This is a genomic window from Crossiella sp. NPDC003009 (assembly GCF_053591555.1).
Window position 1 is genome coordinate 185,930 of record NZ_JBSFUA010000004.1, and the last position, 24,759, is coordinate 210,688.

21 protein-coding genes are annotated in these 24,759 nt (G+C 71.4%); 10 read left to right on the forward strand and 11 right to left on the reverse strand.

Annotated elements, in window-relative coordinates; all coding sequences use genetic code 11:
* Positions 1 to 8: 8 nt before the first annotated feature.
* Together ACWDY5_RS06910 and ACWDY5_RS06915 are read right to left on the reverse strand one after the other, a co-directional pair.
* Positions 9 to 371 (reverse strand): hypothetical protein, encoded by a 363-nt coding sequence (locus tag ACWDY5_RS06910; protein ID WP_449721336.1) that lies wholly within the window; start codon positions 369 to 371, stop codon positions 9 to 11.
* A gap of 41 nt (positions 372 to 412) precedes the next feature.
* Complete coding sequence (locus ACWDY5_RS06915; RefSeq protein WP_449721337.1) at positions 413 to 2,086, reverse strand: beta-N-acetylhexosaminidase; 1,674 nt, start codon at positions 2,084 to 2,086, stop codon at positions 413 to 415.
* A 104-nt stretch (positions 2,087 to 2,190) separates the two neighbouring features.
* Here ACWDY5_RS06915 and ACWDY5_RS06920 point away from each other — a divergent pair, with 104 nt between their 5' ends.
* The 4 genes from ACWDY5_RS06920 to ACWDY5_RS06935 all read left to right on the forward strand — a co-directional run bounded on the left by ACWDY5_RS06920 (position 2,191) and on the right by ACWDY5_RS06935 (position 8,552).
* Positions 2,191 to 3,498, forward strand: a complete 1,308-nt coding sequence (locus ACWDY5_RS06920) for an alpha/beta hydrolase (protein WP_449721338.1) — start codon at positions 2,191 to 2,193, stop codon at positions 3,496 to 3,498.
* Positions 3,499 to 3,573: 75 nt separating this feature from the next.
* Positions 3,574 to 6,075 carry a bifunctional lysylphosphatidylglycerol flippase/synthetase MprF gene (locus ACWDY5_RS06925; RefSeq protein ID WP_449721339.1) on the forward strand — a complete coding sequence of 834 codons (2,502 nt, stop codon included), beginning with the start codon at positions 3,574 to 3,576 and terminating at the stop codon, positions 6,073 to 6,075.
* A 36-nt stretch (positions 6,076 to 6,111) separates the two neighbouring features.
* Positions 6,112 to 7,935 (forward strand): gamma-glutamyltransferase, encoded by a 1,824-nt coding sequence (ggt, locus tag ACWDY5_RS06930; RefSeq protein WP_449721340.1) that lies wholly within the window; start codon positions 6,112 to 6,114, stop codon positions 7,933 to 7,935.
* A 17-nt stretch (positions 7,936 to 7,952) separates the two neighbouring features.
* On the forward strand, positions 7,953 to 8,552 hold the full coding sequence (locus tag ACWDY5_RS06935; protein WP_449721341.1) for a hypothetical protein: 600 nt from the start codon (positions 7,953 to 7,955) through the stop codon (positions 8,550 to 8,552).
* Here the strand turns inward: ACWDY5_RS06935 and ACWDY5_RS06940 are convergent.
* The gene (locus ACWDY5_RS06940; RefSeq protein WP_449721342.1) at positions 8,540 to 9,049 is read right to left on the reverse strand and encodes a hypothetical protein; all 510 of its coding nucleotides are present in this window, start codon (positions 9,047 to 9,049) and stop codon (positions 8,540 to 8,542) included. The two genes, ACWDY5_RS06935 and ACWDY5_RS06940, sit on opposite strands and share 13 nt — an antisense overlap.
* On the reverse strand, positions 9,046 to 9,315 hold the full coding sequence (locus tag ACWDY5_RS06945; protein ID WP_252480096.1) for a helix-turn-helix transcriptional regulator: 270 nt from the start codon (positions 9,313 to 9,315) through the stop codon (positions 9,046 to 9,048). The genes ACWDY5_RS06940 and ACWDY5_RS06945 overlap by 4 nt, the downstream gene beginning before the upstream one ends.
* A 72-nt stretch (positions 9,316 to 9,387) precedes the next feature.
* On the opposite strand from ACWDY5_RS06945, the gene ACWDY5_RS06950 reads away from it, so the two are divergent.
* The gene (locus tag ACWDY5_RS06950; RefSeq protein WP_449721343.1) at positions 9,388 to 10,320 is read left to right on the forward strand and encodes an ABC transporter ATP-binding protein; all 933 of its coding nucleotides are present in this window, start codon (positions 9,388 to 9,390) and stop codon (positions 10,318 to 10,320) included.
* Positions 10,317 to 11,465 (forward strand): ABC transporter permease, encoded by a 1,149-nt coding sequence (locus tag ACWDY5_RS06955; protein ID WP_449721344.1) that lies wholly within the window; start codon positions 10,317 to 10,319, stop codon positions 11,463 to 11,465. The genes ACWDY5_RS06950 and ACWDY5_RS06955 overlap by 4 nt, the downstream gene beginning before the upstream one ends.
* Before the next feature lie 40 nt (positions 11,466 to 11,505).
* On the opposite strand, the gene ACWDY5_RS06960 is transcribed toward ACWDY5_RS06955, so the two are convergent.
* Positions 11,506 to 12,078, reverse strand: a complete 573-nt coding sequence (locus tag ACWDY5_RS06960; protein WP_449721345.1) for an HD domain-containing protein — start codon at positions 12,076 to 12,078, stop codon at positions 11,506 to 11,508.
* Between the two features lie 51 nt (positions 12,079 to 12,129).
* A complete protein-coding gene (locus ACWDY5_RS06965) occupies positions 12,130 to 13,185 on the reverse strand; it encodes a helix-turn-helix domain-containing protein (RefSeq protein ID WP_449721346.1) in 1,056 nt (351 codons plus the stop codon).
* Positions 13,186 to 13,485: 300 nt separating this feature from the next.
* Here ACWDY5_RS06965 and ACWDY5_RS06970 point away from each other — a divergent pair, with 300 nt between their 5' ends.
* Both ACWDY5_RS06970 and ACWDY5_RS06975 read left to right on the forward strand, forming a co-directional pair.
* On the forward strand, positions 13,486 to 13,710 hold the full coding sequence (locus ACWDY5_RS06970; protein WP_252480101.1) for a hypothetical protein: 225 nt from the start codon (positions 13,486 to 13,488) through the stop codon (positions 13,708 to 13,710).
* Between the two features lie 332 nt (positions 13,711 to 14,042).
* Entirely contained in the window at positions 14,043 to 17,618 is a 3,576-nt protein-coding gene (locus tag ACWDY5_RS06975) for a S8 family peptidase (RefSeq protein WP_449721347.1), read from the forward strand.
* 74 nt (positions 17,619 to 17,692) lie between these two features.
* Here the strand turns inward: ACWDY5_RS06975 and ACWDY5_RS06980 are convergent, their stop codons facing one another.
* Both ACWDY5_RS06980 and ACWDY5_RS06985 read right to left on the reverse strand, forming a co-directional pair.
* Positions 17,693 to 18,364 (reverse strand): anti-sigma factor family protein, encoded by a 672-nt coding sequence (locus tag ACWDY5_RS06980; RefSeq protein WP_449721348.1) that lies wholly within the window; start codon positions 18,362 to 18,364, stop codon positions 17,693 to 17,695.
* Entirely contained in the window at positions 18,361 to 18,909 is a 549-nt protein-coding gene (locus ACWDY5_RS06985) for a sigma-70 family RNA polymerase sigma factor (protein WP_449721349.1), read from the reverse strand. The genes ACWDY5_RS06980 and ACWDY5_RS06985 overlap by 4 nt, the downstream gene beginning before the upstream one ends.
* Positions 18,910 to 19,137: 228 nt before the next feature.
* On the opposite strand from ACWDY5_RS06985, the gene ACWDY5_RS06990 reads away from it, so the two are divergent.
* Positions 19,138 to 20,073, forward strand: a complete 936-nt coding sequence (locus tag ACWDY5_RS06990) for a hypothetical protein (RefSeq protein ID WP_449721350.1) — start codon at positions 19,138 to 19,140, stop codon at positions 20,071 to 20,073.
* A 55-nt stretch (positions 20,074 to 20,128) separates the two neighbouring features.
* Here ACWDY5_RS06990 and ACWDY5_RS06995 read toward each other — a convergent pair whose 3' ends face one another.
* The gene (locus ACWDY5_RS06995; RefSeq protein ID WP_449721351.1) at positions 20,129 to 20,989 is read right to left on the reverse strand and encodes an aldo/keto reductase; all 861 of its coding nucleotides are present in this window, start codon (positions 20,987 to 20,989) and stop codon (positions 20,129 to 20,131) included.
* A 105-nt stretch (positions 20,990 to 21,094) separates the two neighbouring features.
* Between ACWDY5_RS06995 and ACWDY5_RS07000 the strand changes: the two genes are divergently transcribed.
* Positions 21,095 to 21,988, forward strand: coding sequence for a LysR family transcriptional regulator (locus tag ACWDY5_RS07000; protein WP_449721352.1), 894 nt, complete (start codon positions 21,095 to 21,097; stop codon positions 21,986 to 21,988).
* Positions 21,989 to 21,991: 3 nt separating this feature from the next.
* Here the strand turns inward: ACWDY5_RS07000 and ACWDY5_RS07005 are convergent, their stop codons facing one another.
* Both ACWDY5_RS07005 and ACWDY5_RS07010 read right to left on the reverse strand, forming a co-directional pair.
* Positions 21,992 to 23,101, reverse strand: a complete 1,110-nt coding sequence (locus tag ACWDY5_RS07005; protein WP_449721353.1) for a serine hydrolase domain-containing protein — start codon at positions 23,099 to 23,101, stop codon at positions 21,992 to 21,994.
* A gap of 143 nt (positions 23,102 to 23,244) precedes the next feature.
* Positions 23,245 to 24,336, reverse strand: a complete 1,092-nt coding sequence (locus ACWDY5_RS07010; RefSeq protein ID WP_449721354.1) for a glycoside hydrolase family 5 protein — start codon at positions 24,334 to 24,336, stop codon at positions 23,245 to 23,247.
* Positions 24,337 to 24,759 lie beyond the last annotated feature (423 nt).

Consider the following 24,759-nt stretch of genomic DNA (forward strand, 5'->3'; position numbering starts at 1 on the left):
GCTGCTGCTCAGGTCCGGAACACGCAGTTGACGAGCTGGATCGATTGTCCACTATGGACAGATATCGGGACGGGACACCGGGTGGGCGCGGACAACACTTGCGGGGCAAGGGAAATCGGCGCGGTGACGGCCAGGTCGGGCAGGACCGGGATGTCGGTCAGCTGGTCGCCGCGGGGCAGTGCGAGGCAGAGCTCGTCGGTGCCGTCGTGGTGGTCACCGTCGCAGTCGTGCTGGCCGTGATCGGCGGTGGAACTGTTGTGTGCATGGGAATGCACGTCAGCGGTGTGCGCCACGAAGCACTCGCCACCGAGGTGGAGAGTGAGGTAGAGGACCCCGAGCAGCAGTGCCACCAAGGGTCGGGCCAGACGCACACCGCCAACGTACCGGATCTTCCGGCCGGGTCACGGGCCGGTCACGACGAAGGTTGTAGGCCTTCCGGGTTGTCTTCGGCGGCGAGCTCGTCCAGCGCCCTGGTGATCTCGGCCATCGGGTAGCCGGAGCGGAACGCGCGGGCGCCGGTTCCGCCGCGCTGCCAAGGCTTCGGGTCCGCCAGCGGCCGGTACTCCACACCCGCCGCGTCCAATCTGGACAGCTGCGCGCGGACCCGCTCCGGCTCCTCCGGCCAGCTCGACGGGGCGCCCGTCCAGGCCACCTCGGCCAGCGCGCACACCCGGGGGAAGGCGCGGTAGTCCAGCAGCCGGGCGTGCGGCAGGTACTCGCTCCACAGCTGCGCCTGCACGCCGATCACGTTGGCGTTCTCCGCCTCGGTGAAGGCGGCGGGGCGCGGGTCCAGCGCGGCCACGTCGGCCAGCCGCACCGGGCCGCCGATGGCCAGCGGCTCCCTCGGGTCGTCGTCGCTGTAGTAGTCGAGGTAGGTGGGGAACACCGGGGTGCGCACCACCTGGAACCCGGCGGCCGCGGCCTTGCGGGCCACCTCGTCGCCGCGCCAGGCCATCACGACCGAGTCCGGCCGCAACCCGCCGCTGCCGAAGGCCTCGTCCCAGAACACCGCGCGCACGCCCCGGCCGGCCAGCCGGTCGGCCAGCCGCCGCAGGAAGTCGCCGTGCAGCGCGGCCATGTTCGGCAGGCCACGGGACTCGCGGTAGGCCTGGATCTCCGGGTTGTCCTCCCACTGGCCGAGCGGGCACTCATCGCCGCCGAGGTGCGCGAACGGGCTGGGCAGCACCTCCAGCAGCTCGCCGAGCAGCTCGTCCACCACCTGCTCCACCGCGGGCAGCGGGGACAACAGGTTCGGGAAGATGCCCCAGGTGGTCTGCACCTCGTACTTGCCGCCGGGCACCGAGCCCAGCTCGGGCAGCGCGGTCAGCAGCGCGGAGGCGTGGCCGGGCACGTCCAGCTCGGGCACCACGGTGACCGCCCGCTCCTGCGCGTAGGCGCCGATCTCGGCCAGGTCCGCGCGGGTGTAGTAGCCGCCGTGCGGGGTGCCGTCGTGGCCGCTGTGCTCGGCGCCGTGGCCGAGCGCGGTGTGCGGCCGGTGGCTGGCCAGCTCGGTCAGCTGGGGGTAGCGGGCGCTCTCGATCCGCCAGCCCTGGTCGTCGGCCAGGTGCAGGTGCAGCCGGTTCAGCTTGTGCATGGCCAGCAGGTCGATCATCCGCAGCACTTCGCGCTTGGGCAGGAAGTGCCGGGACACGTCGAGCATCACCCCGCGCCAGTCGGTGGCCGGGGCGTCGGTGACCTCGCAGCAGCCCAGCTCCCACACCGTGCCCCTGGCCGCGGCGGCCCGCCAGGCCACCTCCGGCAGCAGCTGGCGCAGGGTGGACACGGCGTAGGTCGCGCCGGCGGTGGAACCGGCCACGATGTCCAGCCGGTCCGGCCGGACCAGCAGCTGGTAGCCCTCCGGGCCGTGCGCGGCCGGGTCAAGGGTGACCACCACCGACCCCGGCTCGGGCGTGCCGCGCTGGGGCAGCGGCAGGCGCAGGAAGGACAGCGCGCGGCGCACCAGGTCGGTGCTGCCGTCAGCGCCGGGACCAGCGACGATGCTGGTGCGCTCGGTGAAGGTGAAGGTGCCGGTGAGCCCACGCGCGCTCCGGGGGCGGGGCAACAGGGTGGCGAGTCGATCGGTCACAGGACACATACTTCACCAATTTCGGGGACACGAACCGCCCCAATTGGTGAACCGACAGGTTGTCGCGTTGTGTCGCCAGGTGGCGCGCACCCAGGGTGTTGCGCATGGCGAGCCTGCTCGACTGGTCCCTGATCGACGGGGCGGTCCCGGCCGTGCTGACCTTCGCCGGTGGCGCCGCCTTCGCCGTGCTGCTGGCCGATGGCCGCCGGATGTGGTGGCGGCGGATCGTGCCGCTGGCGCTGCTCGGCATGGTGCTGCTCGGCCTGTTGGTCGAGCTGGTGGTCAACCAGCTGTGGCGGCCGTTCGCGGACCGGCTGCCGACCAACGTGACGCTGTGGATCGCCGTGCTCGCCGGTGGCCTGGTGCTCGGCGTGTTCCGCGCACTGCCGCTGCGCTGGCCGGCCAGGGTCGGCATCGCGCTGGCGGTGGTGGTGCTCGCGGTGTGCGGGGCGGCCGATGTGAACCGGTTCTTCGGCCAGTTCCCGACCGTCGGGGCGGCGCTGGGCGGCGGGCAGGGCAGGACCGCGGACCTGTCCGAGGCGGCCAAGCCCGCCGCGAGCACCGTGGTGGTGCCGCCGGGCAAGGCGCTCAGCGAGGTGTGGCAGCCCCCGGCCGGCCTGCCCGCGCAGGGCACGGTCTCGGAGGTGACCATCCCGTCCTCGGCCGGGTTCGGCACCCGCACCGGCCGGGTCTACCTGCCCCCGGCCTACCAGGCCAGCCCCCGCCCCAAGCTGCCGGTGCTGGTGCTGCTGGCCGGTCAGCCGGGTTCCCCTACCGACTGGCTGGTCGGCGGCCAGCTGAGCACGACCATGGACAAGTACGCCGCGGAGAACAAGGGCCTCGCGCCGGTGGTGGTGCTGCCGGACCACCTGGGCAGCGAGCTGGCCAACCCGCTGTGCCTGGACTCCAAGCTCGGCAACGCCGAGACCTACCTGGCCAAGGACGTGCCGAACTGGGTCCGGCAGAACCTCCAGGTGGAGACCGATCCGCAGGCCTGGACCATCGGCGGGCTCTCCCAGGGCGGCACCTGCGCGCTGCAGCTGGCGGTGCGCGCGCCCGAGGTCTACCGCAACTTCATTGACATCTCCGGGCAGCGCGAGCCCTCGCTGAGCAACCGCAAGGACACCGTGAACGCGGCCTTCGGCGGGGACGAGGCCGCGTTCAAGAAGGTCAACCCGCTGGACATCCTGGCCACCGCGAAGTTCCCGAAGACCGCGGGCCTGATCGCCTCCGGCAACAAGGACGGCGAGTTCCGGCCGCAGCAGCAGGAGGTGCTCAAGGCCTGCCGCCGGGCCGGCATGCAGATGGACTGGCTGGAGCTGCCCGGCGCGCACAACTGGGTGGTGTGGCGGCCCGCGCTGGCGCAGTCCCTCCCGTGGCTGGCCCAGCACACCGGACTGACCCCGCGATGATCGGAGCCACAAGTGTCCACTGAGGACAGTCACGCGGATCGTCCGCCCGGGCCGCGCCGAGGAGCCCCGGTCCGGTTGGCGCACCAAGGAATGGCCGCGCTGCGCGGACTGCTCGGGCTGCTCGCGCACGCGCCGCTGACCCTGGTGTTCCTGGTGGCGCTGTGGACCGTCGGCGCGCTGACCGGCAGCCTGCTGGACGGGCCGCCGGACGAGCTGCTCCAGCAGGTCGGCATCGGCACCGGCTCGCTGGCCCACGGCCACTGGTGGGCGCCGGTGAGCAGCGCGCTGTGGTGCCTCGACCTGACCGGCTACCTGGCCAGTTCGGTGCTGCTGCTGGGTTTTGGCGCGGCGGGGGAGCGGCTGCTGGGCGCGGGGCGGACCGCGGTGCTGTTCCTGGCCGCGCAGGTCGGCGGCACCTTGCTGGGCATCGGGGTGGTCAAACTCGGCTCGCTGGCGGGCTGGCTGTGGCTGAACTTCCTGGACGATCCGGCGGAGCTGGCGCTGAGCCCGTCCACCGGCGCGGTCGGGCTGGGACTGGCGCTGAGCTCGCGGCTGCCCGCGTTGTGGCGCAGGCGGTTGCGGCTGGTGCTGATCGTCGCGCTGGTGACGCTGGCGCTGTTCTCCGGCTACGCCCAGGACGTGGTGCGGCTGTGCGGCGGGCTGGTCGGCCTGCTCGCCGGGGTGGCCATGTTCGGGCGGGTCGGCAAGACGCTGGGCGCGCCGTCCCGGTCCGAGACCAGGGTGCTGGTCGCGCTGCTGCTCGCGGCCTGCGCGCTGGGGCCGGTGTTCATGCTGCTCAACCCCTACAGCGCCGGGCCGCTGGTGGCGCTGGGCGATGTGCTGACCGCGCCCACCCCCAGCGCCGAGGAGGTGGCTGCGGTCTGCGCGGATCCGGAACTGGTCGAGCAGTGCCGGGAGCACCGGGCCAGGGCCAGTTTCGACGGGCTGCCCAGCGCGATCCTCTCCGTGCTGCCCGCGCTGTTCCTGCTGGTGCTGGCCGAGGGGCTGCGGCGGGGGCGGGTGCTGGCCTGGTGGTCGGCCACCGTGGCCAACCTGGCCCTGCTGGTCTGGTTCGTGCAGTCGGTGGTGGACCTCGCGCTGACCCCGGCCGAGGACATCGTCGGGCTGTCCCCGCACACCAAGGCGCAGCTGGTGTTCGACTCCTCGATGCCGCTGCTGCTGTCGGTGGCCATGCTGGCCGGGCTGATCGTCACCCGCAGGCAGTTCACCGTGACCGGGCCGCGCCGGTCCCGGCGACGGCTGCTGGCCTTCGTGGTGACCGCGTTCCTGTCCCTCGGCGCGTTGTACGTGCTCGGCGGATACCTGTGGCGGGACCAGTTCGACCCCCGGCCCAGCTTCGGCGACCTGCTGGCGGACGCGCCCTCGCGGTTCCTGCCGCCGGGTTACCTCGACCTGTTCCCGGTGCGGTTCATCGCCAACGGCGGCGCGGCCGAGGTGCTGTGCGAGTACCTGGGCGTGGTGTTCTGGCTGCTGGTGCTCGGCGGGTTCCTGGTCACCTTCTGGCGGGCCGCGCCGCCCACCGACGCGACCGCGGCCGCCCGCGCCCGCGAGCTGGCGGAGAAGTTCGGCGGTTCCACGCTGGCGCACATGACCACCTGGCCCGGCAACAACTACTGGTTCACCCAGGACGAGCGGGCCGCGGTGGCCTACCGGGTGGTCGCCACCATCGCGATCACCACCGGCGACCCGGTCGGCGAGCCGGCCGCGCGGACCGAGGCGGTGCGCGGGTTCGCCGACTTCTGCGCCCGCAACGGCTGGACACCCTGCTTCTACAGCGTCACCGAGCAGGTCAAGGAGGCCACCGGCGAGTTCGGCTGGAGCGCGGTGCAGGTGGCCGAGGACACCCTGGTGCCGCTGCCCGAGCTGGCCTTCACCGGCAAGAAGTGGCAGGACGTGCGCACCGCGCTGAACAAGGCGGGCAAGGCCGGGATCACCGCGGAGTGGTGGAGCTACCCCAAGGCGCCGCTGGCCATCACCGACCAGGTGCGCTCGATCTCCGAGGAGTGGGTGGCGGACAAGGGCCTGCCGGAGATGGGCTTCACCCTGGGCGGCCTCGACGAGCTCAACGACCCCGAGGTGCGCTGCCTGGTCGCGGTGGACGCCGACCGGACCGTGCACGGCATCACCAGCTGGCTGCCGGTGCACCGGGACGGGCAGGTGGTGGGCTGGACGCTGGACTTCATGCGACGGCGGGCCACCGGCTTCCGCGGCGTGATGGAGTTCCTGATCGCCTCGGCCGCGCTGAGCTTCCAGGAGGAGGGCGCGGAGTTCCTCAGCCTCTCCGGCGCCCCGCTGGCCAGGCTGGACCGCGGTCAGCAGCCCGGCGCGCTGCAACGGCTGCTGGACTTCGCCGGGCGGGCGCTGGAGCCGGTGTACGGGTTCCGGTCGCTGTTCGCGTTCAAGGCCAAGTTCCAGCCGACCTACCAGCCGCTCTACCTGGCCTACCCGGATCCCGCCGCTCTGCCGCGCATCGCGAACGCGATCAGCCGGGCATATCTGCCGAATATGGGACCTCGGCAGGGTCTACGCCTGGTGCGGAGGGTGTTGAGCCGTTAGTTTGCCGGGGTAACGAACCCGGCGAAAGGCGGCGACGTGCGATCCCTACGACCCTTGCGTGCGGCGGTGGTGCTGTGCGCCACGGCTGCGGTAGCCCTCTCCGGTGCGCCGGTCGCGCTGGCCGCTGATGCTGGTCAGAGCGGCAAACAGCCGACGCAGACCGGGTACGGCGGCGCGGTGTCCACGGTTGACGAGGACGCCACCAAGGCCGGGATCGAGGTGTTGCGCCGGGGCGGCAACGCGGTCGACGCGGCGGTGGCCGCGGCCGCGGCGCTGGGCGTGACCGAACCGTTCTCCGCCGGGATCGGCGGCGGCGGGTTCTTCGTCTACTACGAGGCGCGCACCGGGAAGGTGCACACCATCGACGGCCGGGAGACCGCGCCCCAGGCGATGAAGAAGGACTCCTTCGTCGAGAACGGCAAGGCCATCCCGTTCGAGGAGGCGGTCACCTCCGGGCTGTCCGTCGGCGTGCCCGGCACCCCGCTGACCTGGCAGCGCGCCCTGGACAAGTGGGGGCGCAAGAGCCTGGCCGAGACGCTGCGCCCGGCGATCAGGCTGGCCCGCGACGGGTTCACCGTCGACGAGGAGTACCGGGACCACACCTGGCAGAACGAGGACCGCTTCCGGGCCATCGCGCCCACCGCCAAGCTGTTCCTGCCCGGCGGCAAGCTGCCCGAGGTGGGCAGCACCTTCCGCAACCCGGAGCTGGCCGAGACCTACCGGGGCCTGGCGGAGAAGGGCCTGGACTGGCTCTACCGCGGTGAGCTGGGCCGGGAGATCGTGCACACGGTGAACCAGCCGCCGGTGGCCGAGGGCGCGACCATCAAGGTGCGGCCTGGCCTGATGGTGCCCGAGGACCTGGCGCGCTACCGGGCCGAGGACCGCGCGCCGACGAAGATCGGCTACCGCGGGCTGGACGTCTACGGCATGGCACCGCCGTCCTCCGGTGGCTCCACGGTCGGCGAGGCGCTAAACATCATGGAGCGGTTCCCGTTGTCCCGCAAGGACGTCAACGGGGCCACGCACACCTACCTGGAGGCCAGCAGGCTGGCCTACGCGGACCGGAACAAGTGGCTCGGCGATCCGTCCTTTGTGGACGTTCCGCTGAAACCGCTGCTGTCGGACAACTTCGCCAAGGACCGGGCCTGCCTGATCGACCCGAAGAAGGCCATGCCGCACCCGGCCCCGGCAGGCGACCCGCTCAAGCCCGGCGGCTGCAAGACCGCCGCGCCCGGCCCCGACCGCTACGAGGGCACCTCCACCACGCACCTGACCACCGCCGACGCCTGGGGCAACGTGGTGGCCTACACGCTGACCATCGAGCAGACCGGCGGCAGCGCGATCACCGTGCCGCACCGCGGTTTCCTGCTCAACAACGAGCTGACCGACTTCGACTTCGCGCCCCCGGCCGCCGGTCAGCCGTGGCCGGCGAACGCGCCCGATGGCGGCAAGCGGCCGCGCAGCAGCATGTCACCGACCATCGTGCTCAAGCACGGCAAACCGTTGCTGGCACTAGGTTCCCCCGGCGGCTCGACCATCATCACCACCGTGCTGCAGACCTTGGTCAACCGGCTGGACCTGGGCATGACGCTGCCGCAGGCGGTGGCCGCCCCCCGGCTCTCCCAGCGCAACCGGGCCAAGACCGAGGCCGAGCCCGCCTTCTTCAACTCGCCAAGGCGCGCCGAGCTGGAGGCCTACGGGCACCAGTTCGAGCTGCCGTCCACCACCTTCACCCCGAACCCGGAGATCGGCACCGTGGCCGCGCTGGAGTTCCTGGGCTGGGGCCGGATCCAGGCGGTGGCCGAACCCGTGCGCCGCGGCGGCGGCAGCGCGAAGGTGCTGTTCCCGGTCGGACACTGATCGCTAAGGTCGGGGGCATGGGCTTCTTCGACGATGAGCCGGATGTCGCTCCCGCCCCCGCGGCCGAGCCGCCCCGTCCCGAGCGGGCGGTGTGGCTCGGCCCGCCGGAGGACGTGCCAGGGGTGCTGGTGCCGCTGGACGCGGTGGTGACCAGGACGGCGAACGCGGTGGTGTTCCTGGTCGGGGCGCGGGCTTACCCGAACGGGTGCCAGGTCGAGGTGCGGGTGGCGGCGCGCCGGGACGGGCTGGCCGAGGACGCCTGGTGGGAGCTGCACGACGGGCTGTTCGGCGCGCACCGGCGGCGCTGGAACCGGGATCCGTCCACCGAGTCCGCGCCGCACTTCAGCGTGCGGCTGGCCGACGGGAATGAGGTCGCCGCGGTCGGGTCGGCTCCGGAGGAACAGCCTGCCGGGCCGTTGCTGGTGTGCAGCCCGGACGGTGGCACCGCGGACAGCGGCACGGTGGACTCGCACTTCCAGCTTTGGCTGCACCCGTTGCCCGCCAAGGAGTTCGAGCTGCGGGTGGAGTGGGCGAGCGCCGGGGTCAACACCACCGCTGCCGTGGACGGCGCGGCGATCGCGGCGGCGGCTGAGCGGGCGCAGCCCTACTGGTCCTGAAAGTCCTCGGGGTCGTCATCCGGTAGCGCCCAGGCCAGCAGCACAGTGGGCGCGGCGGCCAGCAGGGCCAGGTCCACGGCCAGCAGGACACCGGCGGTGCGGCCGAGGTCCGGGTCGCCGTTGCGGATCAGCAGGTAGGCGATCAGCGGCAGCAGGGTCAGCAGCCCGAGGCTGTAGCCAGCCAAGACCGCCTGGTCCCTGAGCTGGCGCTGGCGCTCGTCCAGGGTGGTGCTCATGGTCTCGGTGATCGCCGAGGTGAGCACGCGCAGCACCCGCCACACCGCCAGCCAGCCCCCGTACACCGTCAGCCACAGCGGCAGGAACAACCCGGTCTCGCGCGGGATGGTCAACAGGATCGCGATCAGCGCGACCGGGAACACCAGCCACAGCGCCACCAGCAGTCGTCGCCGGGACTGGGTGCGCCAGCGCGGCAGCATGCGGCTGTACTTCGCCGCCCGCCGCAGCTCGAACTCGGTGTACCGCTGCCGCAGGCTCATGCCCCGCCCCCTCGATAGACCTGCTCCGACAGCGGGGTGAACGGCTGCCGGCTGAACACCGCCTCCACCGGCAGCCCGAACACCTCGCAGATCCGGAAGGCCAGGTCCAGGCTCGGGTAGTGGTCGCCGCGCTCCAGCGCGCCGATGGTCTGCGGGTTGACCTCCACCGCTTCGGCCAGTGCGACCCGGGACAGGCCGCGTTCGGCGCGCAGCACCGGGAGCCGGTTGTAGATCGGCAGGTCCTTGCCCCGTCGCACTGGGCTCACGGGGCTAAGTCTGGCACAACCAGCTAGCTGGACAACTTGACAGCTTGTTGGGTTTTTACAACACTTCGCCGCATGAACACATCAGGGATGGCGGGAGTGGATCTCGGGCTGGAGGTGGATCGGCTCGGCAAGCGCTATGGCCAGCGGCGGGCGCTGGACGGGATGAGCTTCCTGGTGCGGCCCGGTGAGCTGTTCGGCTTCGTCGGCGGCAACGGCGCGGGCAAGACCACGACCATGCGGATCGTGCTCGGCGTGCTCACCGCCGACGAGGGTGAGGTGCGCTGGAACGGCGCGCCGCTGGGTTTCGCCGACCGCCGCCGGATCGGCTACATGCCGGAGGAACGCGGGCTCTATCCGAAGATGAAGGTCGGCGAGCAGCTGACCTACCTGGCCCGGCTGCACGGTTTCACCCCGAAGGCGGCCCGCCGGGAGACCGAGGAGTGGCTGGCCCGCCTCGGCGTGGCCGAGCGGCGGGACGACGAGGTGCAGAAGCTCAGCCTGGGCAACCAGCAGCGGGTGCAGCTGGCCGCCGCGCTGGTGTACCGGCCGATGCTGCTGGTGCTGGACGAGCCGTTCTCCGGCCTGGACCCGGTGGCGGTGGACGTGCTCAGCGAGGTGCTGCGGGAGCAGTGCGCGCGCGGTGTGCCGGTGTTGTTCTCCAGCCACCAGCTCGACCTGGTGGAGCGGCTGTGCGACCGGGTCGGCATCGTCCGGCAGGGCCGGATGGTGGCCTGTGGCACCGTCTCCGACCTCCAGCGTGCGGGGTCGGCGCGACTGGTGGTGGACGCGCCCTCGGCCGCGCCCGGCTGGGCCGACGAGATCCCCGGCGTCCAGATCGTGTCCACAGTGGACGGACAGACGGTGCTGGAGCTGGCCGAGGGCGTGGACGACCAGCTGGTGCTGGCCGCGGCGCTGCGCACCGGGCCGGTGCGCGGGTTCGGCCGCAGGCAACCGACTTTGACCGAGACCTACCGGCACATCGTCACCGAGGAGGCGGGCGCGTGAACACCCAGCTTGGACCCCTCCGCGGCGCCTGGCTGGTGGCCGGCCGCGAGATCAGCACCCGGATGCGCGGCAAGTCCTTCGTGCTCGGCACCCTGCTGATGCTGGCCATCGTCGGTGGCCTGGTCGGCTTCTCCGCGCTCGGCGGCACCAGCGAGCGCACCGCGGCGGTCACCGCGCAGAGCGCCCAGACCGGGGAGGCGCTGCGGACGCAGCTCCAGGCCACCGGCGGGAAACTGACCCTGCGCACGGTGGCCGATGCCGCCGAGGGCGAGCGCCTGGTCCGCGACGGTGACGTGGATGTGTTCCTGGCCAACGGTGCCGGGGTCTCCGCGGTGGTGGACCGGGACACCGACCGCGAGCTGCGCGGCGCGCTGGACGTGCTCGCGGTCAAGGCCGTGCTGGATCAAGCCGGGCGGGCGCCGGAACCGGCCCAGGTGCGCGCGCTGACCCCGGCCGACCCGGATCGCGGGTCCCGGCTGATGCTGGCCTTCGCCACCGCGATGCTGTTGTACTTCGCGCTGGTCGGCTACGGGGTGACGGTGGCCCAGGGCGTGGTGGAGGAGAAGAGCAGCCGGGTGGTCGAGCTGCTGCTGGCCGCGGTCCGGCCCTGGCAGCTGCTGGCCGGCAAGGTGATCGGCATCGGCCTGGTCGGACTGACCCAGCTCGCGCTGGTCGCCGGGGCCGGACTGACCGCCGCCGCCGCGTCGGGGGTGGTGACGCTGCCCGGGGGCACGGTGGGCACGGTCGCCGGGATGATCGGCTGGTACCTGCTCGGGTTCACCCTCTACGCCACGCTGTTCGCCGCGACCGGCGCGCTGGTCTCCCGGCAGGAGGACATGCAGTCGGTGATCACCCCGGTGATGATGCTGCTCATCCTGCCGTTCGCGGCCGGGCTGCCGCTGCTGCTGCGCAACCCGGCCGACCGGTTGGTCGAGTGGGCCTCGTTGCTGCCGCCGTTCGCGCCGATGCTGATGCCGATCAGGGCCGCCCTCGGCGCGGCCCCACTGTGGCAGCAGCTGCTCGCGGCCGGGCTGATGCTGCCCGCGATCGGCCTGCTGCTCTGGCTCGGCGGCCGGGTCTACGCGAACACCGTGCTGCGGGTGGGGTCCCGCACCAAGCTCGCGGAAGCCTTGAGCCGCAACTGAAACCCGGTGCCCCCGGCCACCTCGGCCGGGGGCGCCGCGGTCAGCGCCCGCGCCAGGCCATGGTGGACACGCTCAGCGCGGCCTCGGCCACCCGGCGGGCCGCCTCGGTGTGCAGCGACTTGCGCGAGGAGTCGATCCAGCCCTGCACGCCCCGGTACCCGCTTTCCCGGTACTCCACGGCTTGCAGCAGGCATTCCAGCTTGTCCGCGTCCTTGGCGCAGCGCGCCTCCGCGGTGCCTGCCGACTCGTACTCGTGCACCACCTCCTGCACCGTCTTGCGCGCGGTGTCCGGCAGCGCGGCGGTCTGGTCCGCGGTGATCCGCTCGTTGGAGGCGGCCTGCAGGTAGTCGCGGGCGGTGTGCGTGAGGTCGCCGATCCTGGTCTCCTGGGAGTCGTGCCAGAGCGCCAGTAACGCGGCGCGGGCGGGGTCGGCGCCCTCCATGGCGGCGAGCATGGTGGCGAGCTGGGCGACCCGCAGGCTGTGCTCGGCGACCGACTCGGGGTCGCGGACGCCGACGTGCCACCAACCAGCCCGGCGGGTGCGTTTGAGCACCCCCAGCTCGAAGGCGAACTCGGCGACCGCGGCCGCTTCGCGGTCGTGCTTGTCGTTCACTGGCTGACCTCTCTCCTAGGTAGTCACGTACCTGGAGCCATCCCGGCCCGCTCAGCGCGCGGCCAGGCGGATGGCGTAGTCAAGTCCGGTCAGTTCGCGATGGGCCTGCTTGGCCAGCTCCCGGTCCGCGCTCATGCCGTCCACCCGCTCCCTGGCCAGGCGGCGCAGGCCGGGGTTGGCGTCCAGCAGCGCGGGACGGGCCAGCACCAGCGACCACAGGCTGTGGATGTTCAGCTCGGCGTGGTCGCCGCCAGGCATCAGCCGGACCAGCAGGTGCCGCAACAGGTCCTCGCCGGTCCAGGACCGCACGCCCAGCTCGGTCATGAAACCGTCGTCGATCTGCACGTCGGCGACCTCGCCCACCCAGTAGGCCCAGTAGTTCAGGTTGGCGATCTCCTGCGCCTCGTTGGTCAGCGCGGTGCGCACGAAGGCGCGCAACGGGTCCCGGTCACCGGAACGGCTCAACGCGATCGCCGAGGAGCGCACCTCCACCCAGGACGGCACGTGGTCGGTGCGGCCCGCGCTGCGCAGCGCCCTGCGCTGTTCGGTGGCCAGCCACTCCGCGGTGGCGCCCCTGCCGTCGAAGCCCAGCAGGTACACCGCCTGCCTGCGCAGCAGCGCCTGGTCCTCGGCGGCCTCGGCGTCCGCGGTGACCAGCAGGTGGTCGAAGAACCGGTCCGTCTCGGCGGCGCCCAGGGCAGGCCGGTCCGGCACCGGGCCGCGGCGCTGGTGGCTCTGCCGGTCCAGGTCACGCAGGTTCGGCGGCACCAGGCCGGTGAACGGCCAGGTGATCATGTTGGTCAGGTTCCGGCGGTGCACGCACTGCGCGAGGGGATGGTCGCCGGCCCTGGCCGGGCGGTCGCCGGTCTCCACCGCGTGCCCGATCAGCAGGTCGGCCTCCAGCGCGTCCTCCAAGGCGGCGAACACCTTCGGCGGCACGCCCAGCCGGATCAGCTTGGCGCGCAGGCGGATCAGGTCGGCGGTGCGGATGGCGGTCAGCGGCCTGCGCCCGCTTTCCCATCCCTGCACCGTGGTCAGGTCAACGCCCAGGTGCTCGGCCAGCACCGACTGGCTCAACGGGACGGACTCCCTGGCCAGCTTGAGCACATAGCCGGAGACGATTCCGACACAGCGCGGAGAACGTTGACCCGTTCGCAGTCTTCCGGACCGATCGGCCACGCCGCTCGCCCTCCCGCCGAGCACCGGCCGGAGCGAGCCAACCCGTACTTCCGGTCAGTCCTCTTGTCGCGTCAGGTTCCCTAACGTTGTACAGACAGTGGTTGATCCACTGCCATGGGTAAGCAGGTTACCGGGGACAACCGCTGGGTCGGACCCCTCCGATCAGCCGGTTGTGTCGGAGGGGAGAGGTCGTGTGCCACTACTACGCGCCGCGGGACGGTGGTGCGGATGGCGGCCAATGACGATCTGGCCTGGTGGCGGAGCTGGCGGGACAAGCAGGTGCACGGGTTCAGGGTGGCCACCCTGCGCCCGGAGACACCGCCGGATGATCTCACCGCCTTGTGCGGACATGTGGCCCCACTAGCCGTGATCGAACCGACCAGCTCCGGGATGCCCTGTGTCCTGTGCGTGGCGCGGATCCCGATGCCGCACCAGCACGAGATCGACCGGTGACATCCCTCCCAGGCTCGTGTCCCCCGTGCCTCTCCCTGGTCGCGGGCGGGGGACACGAGCCCGTTCGGACTAGCTCCCACCGGTGAGTTCTGTCCACAATGGACAGACAGCGCCGCCGGTTCACCCGAACGCCAGGTTTAGACCACCTTTGTAGGTGCCTCCGGCGTATCGCCTGCCGCTAGCTTCGGCCTCTCGTATCGCCTGGTGGTAGGAGGGGCACCTTGTCGAGACATCGGAGAGTCGTCGCCATTCTGGCGGCATTGGGCCTGGTGGCAAGCGGTGTGGCCGGGGGAGTGGGCACCGCGTCGCCACAGCCGCGACCTGGCCAGGACGTGCCGGTCCGGTCCACGGAACTGACCCTGGTCACCGGGGACACCGTGGCCCTTGACCACTACGCGGACGGCCGTCAGGCCGCGCGGGTCCGCGGCTCCGAGCAGTACCGCACGTACACCTTGGACAAACAGGCCCACGTCATCCCGTTCGCCGCCGAGCCCTACCTCGCGGCCGGGCTGCTGGACGAGCGGCTGTTCAACGTCACCAAGCTGGCCGAGCAGGGCTTCGACCGGCAGGACTCGCTGCCGCTGATCCTCACCTACGACCGGCCGCAGCTGTCGGTCACCGCGAACCCGCCCGCCGGTAGCCGCCGCCAGGCCGTGCTGGCCAGCGCCAGCGCCCAGGCGGTGCGCGCGGACCGGGGCAAGCTCGGCGAGTTCTGGGCCGCGCTGACCAACCCCGGGGCCAAGGCGCTGAACAACGGGGTGGCCAAGGTCTGGCTGGACGGCCAGGTCAAGTCCACTTTGGACACCAGCGTGCCCCAGATCGGCGCGCCCGCCGCCTGGCATGCCGGGTTCGACGGCAGTGGCGGCACGGTCGCGGTGCTGGACACCGGGATCGACGACACGCATCCCGACCTGGCCGGGAAAGTGGTGGAACACAAGAACTTCAGCACCGCGCCGGACGCCAGCGACAAGCACGGCCACGGCACCCACGTCGCCTCCACCGTCGCCGGTTCCGGCGCGGCGGCCGGTGGCGCCAAGAAAGGTGTCGCGCCGGGTGCGAAGTTGTTGAACGGCAAGGTGTTGAACGACGGTGGCTCCGGCTCCGAGTCCGGCATCATCGCCGGGATGGAGTGGGCCGCGAGCAAGGCCAAGGTGGTCAGCATGAGCCTCGGTGGCGGGCCCACCGACGGCACCGACCCGATGAGCGTGGCGGTCAACCGGATCTCCGCGGACACCGGCGCGCTGTTCGTGATCGCGGCTGGCAACTCCGGCCGCGGTGGCGCGGAGACGGTGTCCTCGCCCGGCGCGGCCGACTCGGCGCTGACCGTCGCGGCGGTGGACAAACAGGACCGGCTGGCCGACTTCTCCAGCAAGGGCCCGCGTTACGGCGACAACGCGCTCAAGCCGGACATCGCCGCGCCCGGCGTGGCGATCAGCGCGGCCAGGGCGAACTCCGTCGGCGGCGACCGCTACATGTCCGCCGACGGCACCTCGATGGCCACCCCGCACGTGGCAGGCGCGGCCGCGATCCTGGCCCAGCGCAACCCGAAGTGGAACGCCGCGCAGCTCAAGGCCGCGCTGATGCAGACCGCCAAGCCGCTGGACGGCATCAGCGCCTACGACCAGGGCGCGGGCCGGGTGGAGGCCGGGGTGGCCGCGACCGCGCAGCAGCAGCTGCGGGCCGACGCGGGCTCGCTGAGCCTGGGCCGCTTCCTCGGCCCCTACGGCTCGGTCGAACCGGTGACCCGCAAAGTGACCTACACCAACGACTCCGCCGCGCAGGCGCAGCTCGACCTCACCGTCGCGGCCAAGTCCGCCACCGGCGCGAGCGCACCGGCGGAGCTGCTCTCGGTGAGCCCGGCCACCGTGTCGATCCCGGCCGGTGGCTCGGCCACGGTCACCGTGACGGTCAACCCGAACGCGGGTGAGCTGGGTCTGTACTCCGGCGCGCTCACCGCGAGCCAGCGCGGCGGCGGCGCGGTGCTGCGGACCGTGCTGGGCTTCCACAAGGACCTCCAGCACAAGGTCTCGATCAGCGCGATCGGCCGCGACGGCAAGGCCCCCGGCTACGCCGCGATCTCGGCGTGGAACCTGGACAACGCGCGCTACCACCGGGTCAGCGTGGACGCCACCGGCTCCGGCGGCCTGCTGCTGCCGCCCGGCAGGTACTTCCTCGGCAGCTTCCTCTCCACCGCCGACCCCAGCCGCAACGACACCGAGTACACCGTGGTGACCAAGGACGAGCTGGAGGTCAACGGCGCCACCTCGATCACCCTGGACGCCCGCGGCGGCAAGGAGGTCCAGGCCCGCACGCCGGAGAAGACCGAACCGGTCACCCTGTCCCAGACCTGGACCAGGGCCACCGGCAACAACCGGTTCACCAGCGGGTTCTTCTACGGCCGCACCGTGGACCGGATCTACGCCGTGCCCGCCGAGCCGGTCCGGCGCGGAGAGTTCGAGCTGGCCAACCGGATGTGGCTGGAAGCGCCCAAGCTGACCGCCAAGGTGCTCGCGCCGGAGACCGTGCTCCGCCCCGACTACCTGGGCACCGGCCAGGAGCTCGGCAAGCGGATCGACGGCACACACCGGCTGCCGGTGGTCTACGTGGGCACCGGCACCCCGGCCGAGTTCGCCGGGCGGGACGTGCGCGGCAAGATCGCGCTGATCCAGCAGTCCAAGGACATCACGCCGAACGACCAGGTGCGCAACGCGGCCAATGCCAAGGCCGGGGTGGCCGCGGTGTTCGGGTCAGGACCGGGCCGCTTCGCCGACTACACCACCCGAAACCCGGCCATCCCCGGCCTCGAACTGTCCAATGTGGAGGGTAAGCGGCTGCTGGAGCTGCTGGCCAGGGGACCGGTCACGGTGGAGCTCAAGGGCACCGCGCACAGCCCGGTGCAGTACCACCTGGTGCAGCCCTTCGCGCAGCGCATCCCCTCGGACCTGTCCTTCGACGTGAGTCCCGCGTCGGTGGCCACCGAGCGGACCAGGCTGCACGCGGTGCGGCCGGACCAGGTCGGCTCGCAGGGCATGTTCAGCTTCCGGCCGTACGACTTCATCGCGATCGCGATGAGCTTCGAACGGCGCATGCCGAGTGACCACCTGCGCTACTTCTCCGCCAACGGCACCCGGTACCAGCCGCTGTTCTACGGCTCGGGTGGCGCGGACGGCATGGCGGGCAACGGCAGCGCGCCGCTGCCGGTGGCGGGCAGCAGCCGCACCGTGTCCTGGTACCAGGGGCCGTTCCAGCCCGGCGTGTCCAAGGCGCTGCTGCCGGTGAGCCGCACCGATGACAAGCTGCGGCTCAACTTCGCCGAGTTCCTGGACAGCGATCCCGACCACTACCTGCGCGACCTCGGCGCGAGCACGGTGGCCAGGGTGTACCGGGACGGCGAGCAGGTGGCCGAACAGCCGCACGCGCTCGGTGAGGTGGCCGTCGGCGTGGCGGAGAAGGCGAACTACCGGGTGGAGCTGGACGTCAACCAGGGCCGGCCCGGCTGGTCGATCGGCACCGAGTCGTTCTCCTCGTGGAGCTTCAGCTCCGCGCGGGGCGAGGCGGGCAAGACGGTGCCGCTGCCGGTGCTCCAGGCCCGGTGGAACCTGGACCTGGACCTGGACAACGCGGCCCCGGCGGACCGGGTGTTCGCGCTGAACCTGACCGCGGCCACCCAGCCGGGCGCGCCCCCGGTCAAGGTCGCCGAGGCCAGCGCCGAGGTGTCCTTCAACGACGGCGGCACCTGGGAACCGGTCAAGCTCAGCGCGATCGGCGGCGACGGTGGCTACAGCGGGGCGGTCCAGCACCCGCGCAAGGCCGACAGCAGCGGGTTCGTCTCGCTGAGGGTGCACGCCACCGATGTGGACGGCAACGCGGTGGAGCAGACCCTGATCAGGGCCTACGCACTGAAGTAACCCTGCGCTCAAGTAACACTGCGGGTGAGAAGGGGGCGGACCCAGGCGGGTTCGCCCCCTTCTCGTCGGCCCACTCAGGCAGGCACGCTGACCAGCACCTTCTTGTCCAGCGTGCGCACCTCGAACTTGGCGATGTCGCCGGGCTTCATGGCCGCGCCGCCGCGCATCACCAGCGGCTGCGGCCAGCCGGGCACGCCGTAGCCCCAGGACGGCACCAGCCAGCTGTTCACGGTGGCCTCCTGCCCGTTCTTGCCCACCGCGATCAGCTCGCACTTCTCCGGGCCGCGCACGCCCTTGAGCGAGAGCACCACGTCCGAGCCCCAACCCTTCTCCTGCACGGTCAGCTCGATCGAGGCGCCGGTGGGCCCGGATCCGGTCAGCTTGGGCACCCCGTCCGGGAAGGCCACCACGTTCGGGTCGGTCGCGGTCAGCGCCGCGGTCACGATCGGACCGGCGATGATCGCGATGGTCGCGGCGGCCGCGGCCACCCAGGTGACGATCTTGCGCCTGCGGCGGCGCGCGGCCACCTCGTCCAGCAGCCTCGGCATCTCCACCTCGACCGGCGCGGGGGCCGAGGGCGGCTCGCGCAGCTCGTCGAGCAGGTCGGGCAGCGCGGACAGCGACTTCAGCTCCGCCTGGCAGAGCTCGCAGCCGAGCAGGTGGGCCTCGAACGCCTCGGCCTCGTGCGCGTCCAGCACGCCGAGGACGTAGGCGCCCACGTCCGTGTGGTCGATCGGCGGCGTCATGGCGTGACTCCCTGTTCTTCCAAAGTCCGGCGCAGCGCCCGCAGCGCGTAGAACACCCGCGACTTCACTGTGCCAGGCGGAACGCCCAGCACGGCGGCGGCCTCGGTCACCGAGCGGTCCCGGAGGTAAGTCTGCTCGACCGCCTCCCGGTGCTCGGCGCTGAGGCGCTCCAGCGCGCCCTTGATCACGATGCGGGACAGCGCCTCGTCGGTGCGCGCGGGCTCCGGCATCACCTCCAGTGGCGCCGGATCCACCTCCTGCGGCCGGATTCCCTTGCTGCGGCGGGCATCGATGACGATCCGGCGAGCCACGGTGAACAACCAGGCGCGCAACAGGTCCGGATCGCGGTCCAGCTTCTCCGCGTGCCGCCAGGCCCGCAGCAGCGTCTCCTGCACCACGTCCTCGGCCCAGTACTTGTCGTTGCCGGTGAGGCGCATCGCGTGCCGCATCAGCACCTGGCCGTACTGGCGGTACAGCAGAGCGATGAGCTGGCGCTCCGCTTCGTCCTTGCGCTTCTCCGGCTTGCCGAAGCGCCGTACGTTCACCGCGCTGCCTTTCGTCGCCGACTCATCTGGCCTCGCTCCTTCGCGCTGCTCACAGGGCGTCCTTCCCGTGGGATACGAGGAGTCCGCGGTTCCGGTTCAGGAAGCTGGGGTCTTCTGGCACATTCGGCCGTTTCTGCCGTTGAGCTGAACCCGCGCGGCCGATGGGCTCGTATTCCACGGCGTCCGCCTGCTGGGCGAAACACCGAAGACTTCGTGGAGGGATGAGCCGTGCAGACTCGACGCGTGCGCACCATGATCATGGCAGTTTCCGCTGTGTCCGCCGTGCTGCTGGCCGGCGCGTGTGGGTCCGGAGTGGACGGTGCCGCGCCCCAGCTCCAGCCGCCCGCGCCGCCGCAGCAGCCCACCAGCAGCCAGGCCCCGGCGCCGGCCACGCTGAACGTCTCGACCATGGCGCAGCTGGGCGAGGTCGTCACCGACGCCAACGGGAAGACCCTGTACCGCTTCGACAAGGACACCGCCAAGCCGCCGAAGTCCAACTGTGCGGACAAGTGCCTCGAGGCCTGGCCCCCGGCGCTGGTCGAGGGGCAGCCTACGGTGCAAGGCGTGGACTCCGCGCTGGTGGGGTCGCTCAAGCGGGCCGACGGCACCGAGCAGCTGACCCTGGCCGGCTGGCCGCTCTACACCTTCGCCAAGGACACCGCGCCGGGTGAGGCGAAGGGCCAGGGCGTGCAGGGCACCTGGTTCGCGGCCACCCCGGCGGGCAAGAAGGCCAAGGCGAGCAGCGGCGGCGGCCAGAACGCCGCGGCCACCCTCAACGCGGTGGCCTCCAGCGAGCTCGGCAACATCGTCACCGACGTCAACGGCCTGACCCTGTACCGCTTCGACAAGGACACCGCCAAGCCGTCCAAGTCCAACTGCGCGGGCAAGTGCCTGGAAGCCTGGCCGCCGGTGCTGGTCAACGGCAACGTCACCGTGCAGGGCGTGGACCAGGCGCTGGTCGGCTCGGTCAAGCGGCCCGACGGCTCCGAGCAGGTGACCCTCGGCGGCTGGCCGCTGTACCGCTTCACCCAGGACGCCAAGGCCGGTGACACCAAGGGCCAGGCCGTGCAGGGCACCTGGTTCGTGGCGGCCCCCGACGGCAAGAAGGCCAAGGGCGCGGCCGGTGGCAGCGCCAAGGGCGGCGGCGCGACCGGCGGCTACTGAGCCCCCGGGACGGCCGCCCGTGTCCACTGTGGACACGGGCGGCGGCGTGCGCGGGCTAGACCTGGTCCAGGTGCGCGATCTCCTCCGCGCTGAGCTCCAGGTGCACCGCGGCGACCGAGTCCAGCACCGAGGCGGTCCGGCTGGCGCCGGGGATCGGGATGACCACCTCGGACTTGGCCAGCATCCAGGCCAGGCAGACCTGCTGCGGGCTCACCCCGCGGCCGTCGGCGACCTCGGCGAAGGCGGTGAACCCGCTGCCCAGCTCGGCCGCCTTGGCGATCCCGCCCAGCGGGCTCCAGGGCAGGAACGCGATGCCCAGCTCGGCGCACAGTGCCAGCTCCGGCTCGCTGGAGCGGAAGGCGGGGGAGTACTGGTTCTGCACCGAGACCAGCCTGCCGCCGAGGATCTCGTTGGCCTCCCTGATCTCGGCCGGGTTGAAGTTGGACACCCCGGCGTAGCGGATCTTCCCGGCGTCCAGCAGGTCGCGCAGCGCGCTCACCGAGTCACCGATCGGCACCCTCGGGTCCGGCCGGTGGAACTGGTAGAGGCCGAGCACGTCCACGCCGAGCCGCTTCAGCGAGGCCTCGCAGGCCTGCTTCAGGTAGCCGGGGTCGCCGTTGAGGCCCCAGGCCCCCTGCTCGTCGCGGGTGTGCCCGCCCTTGGTGGCGACCAGCACAGCGCTGGTGTCGCCGGGGTAGGCGGCCAGCGCCTCGGCCACGAAGCGCTCGTTGTCCCCGAAGTCGGCGCTGCTGGTGCAGTAGGCGTCCGCGGTGTCGATGAGCGTGACCCCGGCGTCCAGCGCGGCGTGCACGGTGGTCAGCGACGCCTGCCTGTCCTTGCCGAACTCCGATGCCATGGGCATCGCGCCCAGGCCGATCGCGCTCACCTCGACGTCGCCGATACGGCGAGTCCTCATACTTGCTCCTGTCCTCAGCTGTCGGCGTTTCTCCAGCTTGCGGTGTGGTCTCGGTTGAGTCCAACAGCAGAACCTGCTGGCACTCATCGGCTAACGTGCACAGTCGTGGAGCTTCGGCACCTGGAGTACTTCGTCGCGGTAGCGGAAGAACGGCATTTCACGCGAGCCGCCGAGCGGGTGCGGGTCGCGCAGTCCGGTCTCTCCGCCTCGATCAAAGCACTGGAACGCGAACTCGGCGCGCCGTTGTTCGTGCGCAGCACCCGACGGGTGGAACTCACCGAGGCCGGGCGCGCGCTGCTGGTGGAGGCCAGGCGCACGCTGGTCAGCGTGGCCGCGGCCAAGGACGCGGTGGCCGCGGTGCAGGGCGTGCTGCGCGGCACCCTGTCCGTGGGCATGGTGCAGTGCCTCGGGGTGATCGACGCCCCCGCGCTGCTGGCCCGCTTCCACGCCGCGCACCCCGGCGTCGAGGTCCGGCTGACCCAGTCCGGCGGCGCCAAGCTCATCGAAGGGGTGAAGGCGGGCCGGCTGGACCTGGCCCTGGTCGACCAGCCCCGCCCGGCCCCCGACGGCGTCAGCCTGGCCCACCTGGCCACCGAGCCGATGCTGCTGGTCTGCGGCCGCGAGCACCGCTTCGCCCGGCGCGACCGGGTGGAGTGGGCCGAGCTGACCGATGAGGTGTTCGTGGACTTCCAGAGCGACTGGGGCGCCCGCCAGCTCACCGACCGGGTCTTCGCCGCCCAGGGCATGACCCGCAGGGTGGCCCTGGAGCTCAACGACGTGCACAGCCTGCTGGAGCTGGTCGGGCACGGCCTCGGCGTCGCGGTGGTGCCCCGGCCGATGGCCTACAAGAAGGGCTTCCCGATCTGCATCGCCGAGCTCAACCCGGCCGCGCCGAACTGGGAGGCCAGCATCGCGCTGCGCTCCGGCGAACACGTCAGCCCCTCCGCCCAGGCCTTCCTGCGCCTGGTCCTGGGCAGCGACGCACTCCCCGTCAACTGAGGATCACTCGCGGCAGAAGGCCGCCACCGCCATGGGCAGCACCGCGGTGGTCGGCGGGTCCTGCCGGTAGGGGTTCAGCGACAGCACCAGCGACCTGCCCCGCCCGTCGGCGAGTGCGACGGTGACGTAGCCGATCAGCTGCCCGGTGTGCCCCCACACCGGCTTCGGGCCGCCGGCACAGGGCAGCGCGAACTCCTGCAGCCCGAGGCCGTAGCGGAACAGCGGGTCGGCAGCCCGCATCCGCCGCATCTCCGCCAGACCGGCCTGGCTGGTGAGCTTGCCGTCGAGCAGCGCCGTGACGAAGGTGGCCAGGTCGCGCGAGGTGGAGATCATCTCGCCGGCGGCCCAGTCCAGCGACGGGTCCATCCGGGTGGCGTCCACGAACGTCGGCGGAGTCGTGGGCAGCGGTTCGTAACCGTGGGCGTGCGGGGCGGGCAGGGACGGGCGGTTGCCGGGCAGGCTGGTGTGGCTGAGCCCGAGCGGGCGCAGGATCCGGCGCGCCACCTCATCGCCGTAGCGCTGGCCGGTCAGCTTCTCGATCAGCAGACCGGCCACGACGTAGTTGGTGTTGGAGTAGCGCCAGGACTCGCCGGGGCCGAAGGGCGGCTTGGTCGCGAACGCCACCCGCAGCAACTGTGCGGGCTGGTAGTCGTCGAAGCGGGCCTCGCCGCGCCAGCGGTTGGTCGAGTAGCCCGGTTCGCTCATGTAGTCGGGCAGGCCGCTGGTGTGTTGCAGGACGTGCCGCACGGTGATGCGCTCACCGCCGGGCACCACGCCCGGCAGGTGCCGCGCGATCGGGTCGTCGAGGGTCAGCCGTCGCTCGTCGGCCAGTTGCAGGAGCACCGTGGCCACGAAGGTCTTGGTGACACTGCCGATCCGGAAGTGGCCGTGGGCCTGGGCAGGGGTCCCCGACGCCAGGTCCCGCACGCCCACCGCATCCGACCACCGGGTGGCGCCGTCCTGGACGTGGACCAGCCCGGCGGTGATGTCGCCCTTGGCGGCCAGGCCGGTCAGCCGGTCGCGCAGCTCGGTCACCGGGATCTCCGGCGGCGGGGGCGGTGGGCCGGCCGGGCCGGCGGCCAGGGCGGCGGACAAGATCACTTTGAGCAGCATGGGCGTGACGCTATGCGGGGCGGGCGGGCTGAGCCATGCGGTCGACCGGACAGTGCTCCTGTGGAAAACCGCACCCCATCGGGGAAAGGACCGGGGACCGTCCGAAGTGGACGGTCCCCGGTATTTCCCTGTGGAGGTTCGCCTCAGAACTCGTCCGGGGTGCGCATGCGCTCCCGGATCCAGGCGCCGGCCGGCTTCAGCACGCCGGTGCCGCTGAAGTTGTTGCCGGCGCAGGTGCCGGGCTTGAACACCGCGCCGGAGCGGTTGTCGTCGGAGAAGTTCCAGTTGGTCCAGCTGATCTTCTTCTGCTTCATGAAGTCGATGTACTTCTGGGACCAGGTGAAGTCGTTGCCGCCGTCACCGCTGGCGGTCTGGGTGCCGAACTCGGTCACGAACAGCGGCAGCTTGGCGGCCGCGCGGGTGAACGCGTCCAGGTACTGCTGCTTGTGCGAGGCCGCGTAGAAGTGGAACGTGTACATGATGTTCGGGATGTTGATCTGGTTGTTGATGATGTCCTGCTCGTTGCGGCCGTCGGAGATCCCGAGCGAGCCCCAGCCGTGCGTGCCGACCAGGATCAGGCTGTCCGGGTCCTCCGCGCGGATGGTCGGCATGACGGCCTCGGCGTAGGTCTTGATCCGGGACCAGGAGACACCGTTGGGCTCGTTGGCGATGTCGTAGATGATGTTGGTCTTGTCCTTGTGCCGCTGGGCGATCTCCTTGAAGAAGGTCTTGGCCCGCGCGGTGTTGTGGTTCGGGTCGCCCGGCGTGAGCTGGTGCCAGTCGATCAGCGCGTAGAGGCCGCGCTTGGTGGCCTCCTCGATGTACCCGTGCACCATGTCGGTGAACTTCCGGGGGTTGGTCTCATAACCACCCTCCTGGATGTACATCGCGATGCGCAGGACGTCGCCGCCCCAGTCCTTGGCCAGCGCGTCCAGCGAGGCGGTCTTCACGCACTGGCTGTACCACTGGATGCCGTGCGTGCTCATGCCGCGCAGCTGGATCGGCTTGCCGTTCTTGTTGCACAGTTGCAGGCCACAGACCTTGAGCTGGCCGTTGATCGCCGCGGGGGTGCCGGGTGGCAGGGCAGCCGACCCCAGCGGTGCGGTGGCGGCGTTCGCCACCGCCGGTTCGGGGGTAGGAGAGCCCTGTGCGCTGGTGGCAAGCACACCGGTTGTGGCCAGTGCGGCGGCGGCGATGATGCCGAGTGCACGCCTGACTACGTTGAGCCGTCCCATCGTTTGCGCTCCTCTCGTCCGGAGCCCCAGGGCAGGGTGGGGCCGCCGAGCTGTGCGAGTTTGCGGCGGTGCGTGGCGGCGGCGGTTCGGTGAAGCAGAGTTGGTGCGGGGTTCATACCGGGGAACATTGTTAGGTTAGTTTCCTAACAGTGGGACGGATGTTAGTGATCCCGCTCACCAACCGTCAAGGGTTGATGGTCGGCGAGCGGGGTCCGATTTGTCTTACTGGCGATCTTGGCGTTGGCGGCCAACCGGCCAGAAATCAACGGAAACAGACACAAGCACGCACAGTGCAATGAGAGCGGAACGAGCTGTCAATGCGGCATGGTCCAGGTTGGCCAACTGGAGTAGCGTTCGGATGACAACGTATTCATCCGGGACTCTTCTTGACGAACCGCAGGTCCAAGACTTACTGTCTGATCA

Excerpts from the sequence above, each read along its gene's own strand:
- ACWDY5_RS06920 (WP_449721338.1), top strand. The coding sequence starts at position 2,191 with ATGGCGAGCCTGCTCGACTGGTCCCTGATCGACGGGGCGGTCCCGGCC.
- ACWDY5_RS06935 (WP_449721341.1), top strand. The coding sequence starts at position 7,953 with ATGGGCTTCTTCGACGATGAGCCGGATGTCGCTCCCGCCCCCGCGGCC.
- ACWDY5_RS06940 (WP_449721342.1), bottom strand. The coding sequence starts at position 9,049 with ATGAGCCTGCGGCAGCGGTACACCGAGTTCGAGCTGCGGCGGGCGGCG.
- ACWDY5_RS06950 (WP_449721343.1), top strand. The coding sequence starts at position 9,388 with ATGAACACATCAGGGATGGCGGGAGTGGATCTCGGGCTGGAGGTGGAT.
- ACWDY5_RS06970 (WP_252480101.1), top strand. The coding sequence starts at position 13,486 with ATGGCGGCCAATGACGATCTGGCCTGGTGGCGGAGCTGGCGGGACAAG.
- ACWDY5_RS06980 (WP_449721348.1), bottom strand. The coding sequence starts at position 18,364 with ATGACGCCGCCGATCGACCACACGGACGTGGGCGCCTACGTCCTCGGC.
- ACWDY5_RS06995 (WP_449721351.1), bottom strand. The coding sequence starts at position 20,989 with ATGAGGACTCGCCGTATCGGCGACGTCGAGGTGAGCGCGATCGGCCTG.
- ACWDY5_RS07005 (WP_449721353.1), bottom strand. The coding sequence starts at position 23,101 with ATGCTGCTCAAAGTGATCTTGTCCGCCGCCCTGGCCGCCGGCCCGGCC.
- ACWDY5_RS07010 (WP_449721354.1), bottom strand. The coding sequence starts at position 24,336 with ATGGGACGGCTCAACGTAGTCAGGCGTGCACTCGGCATCATCGCCGCC.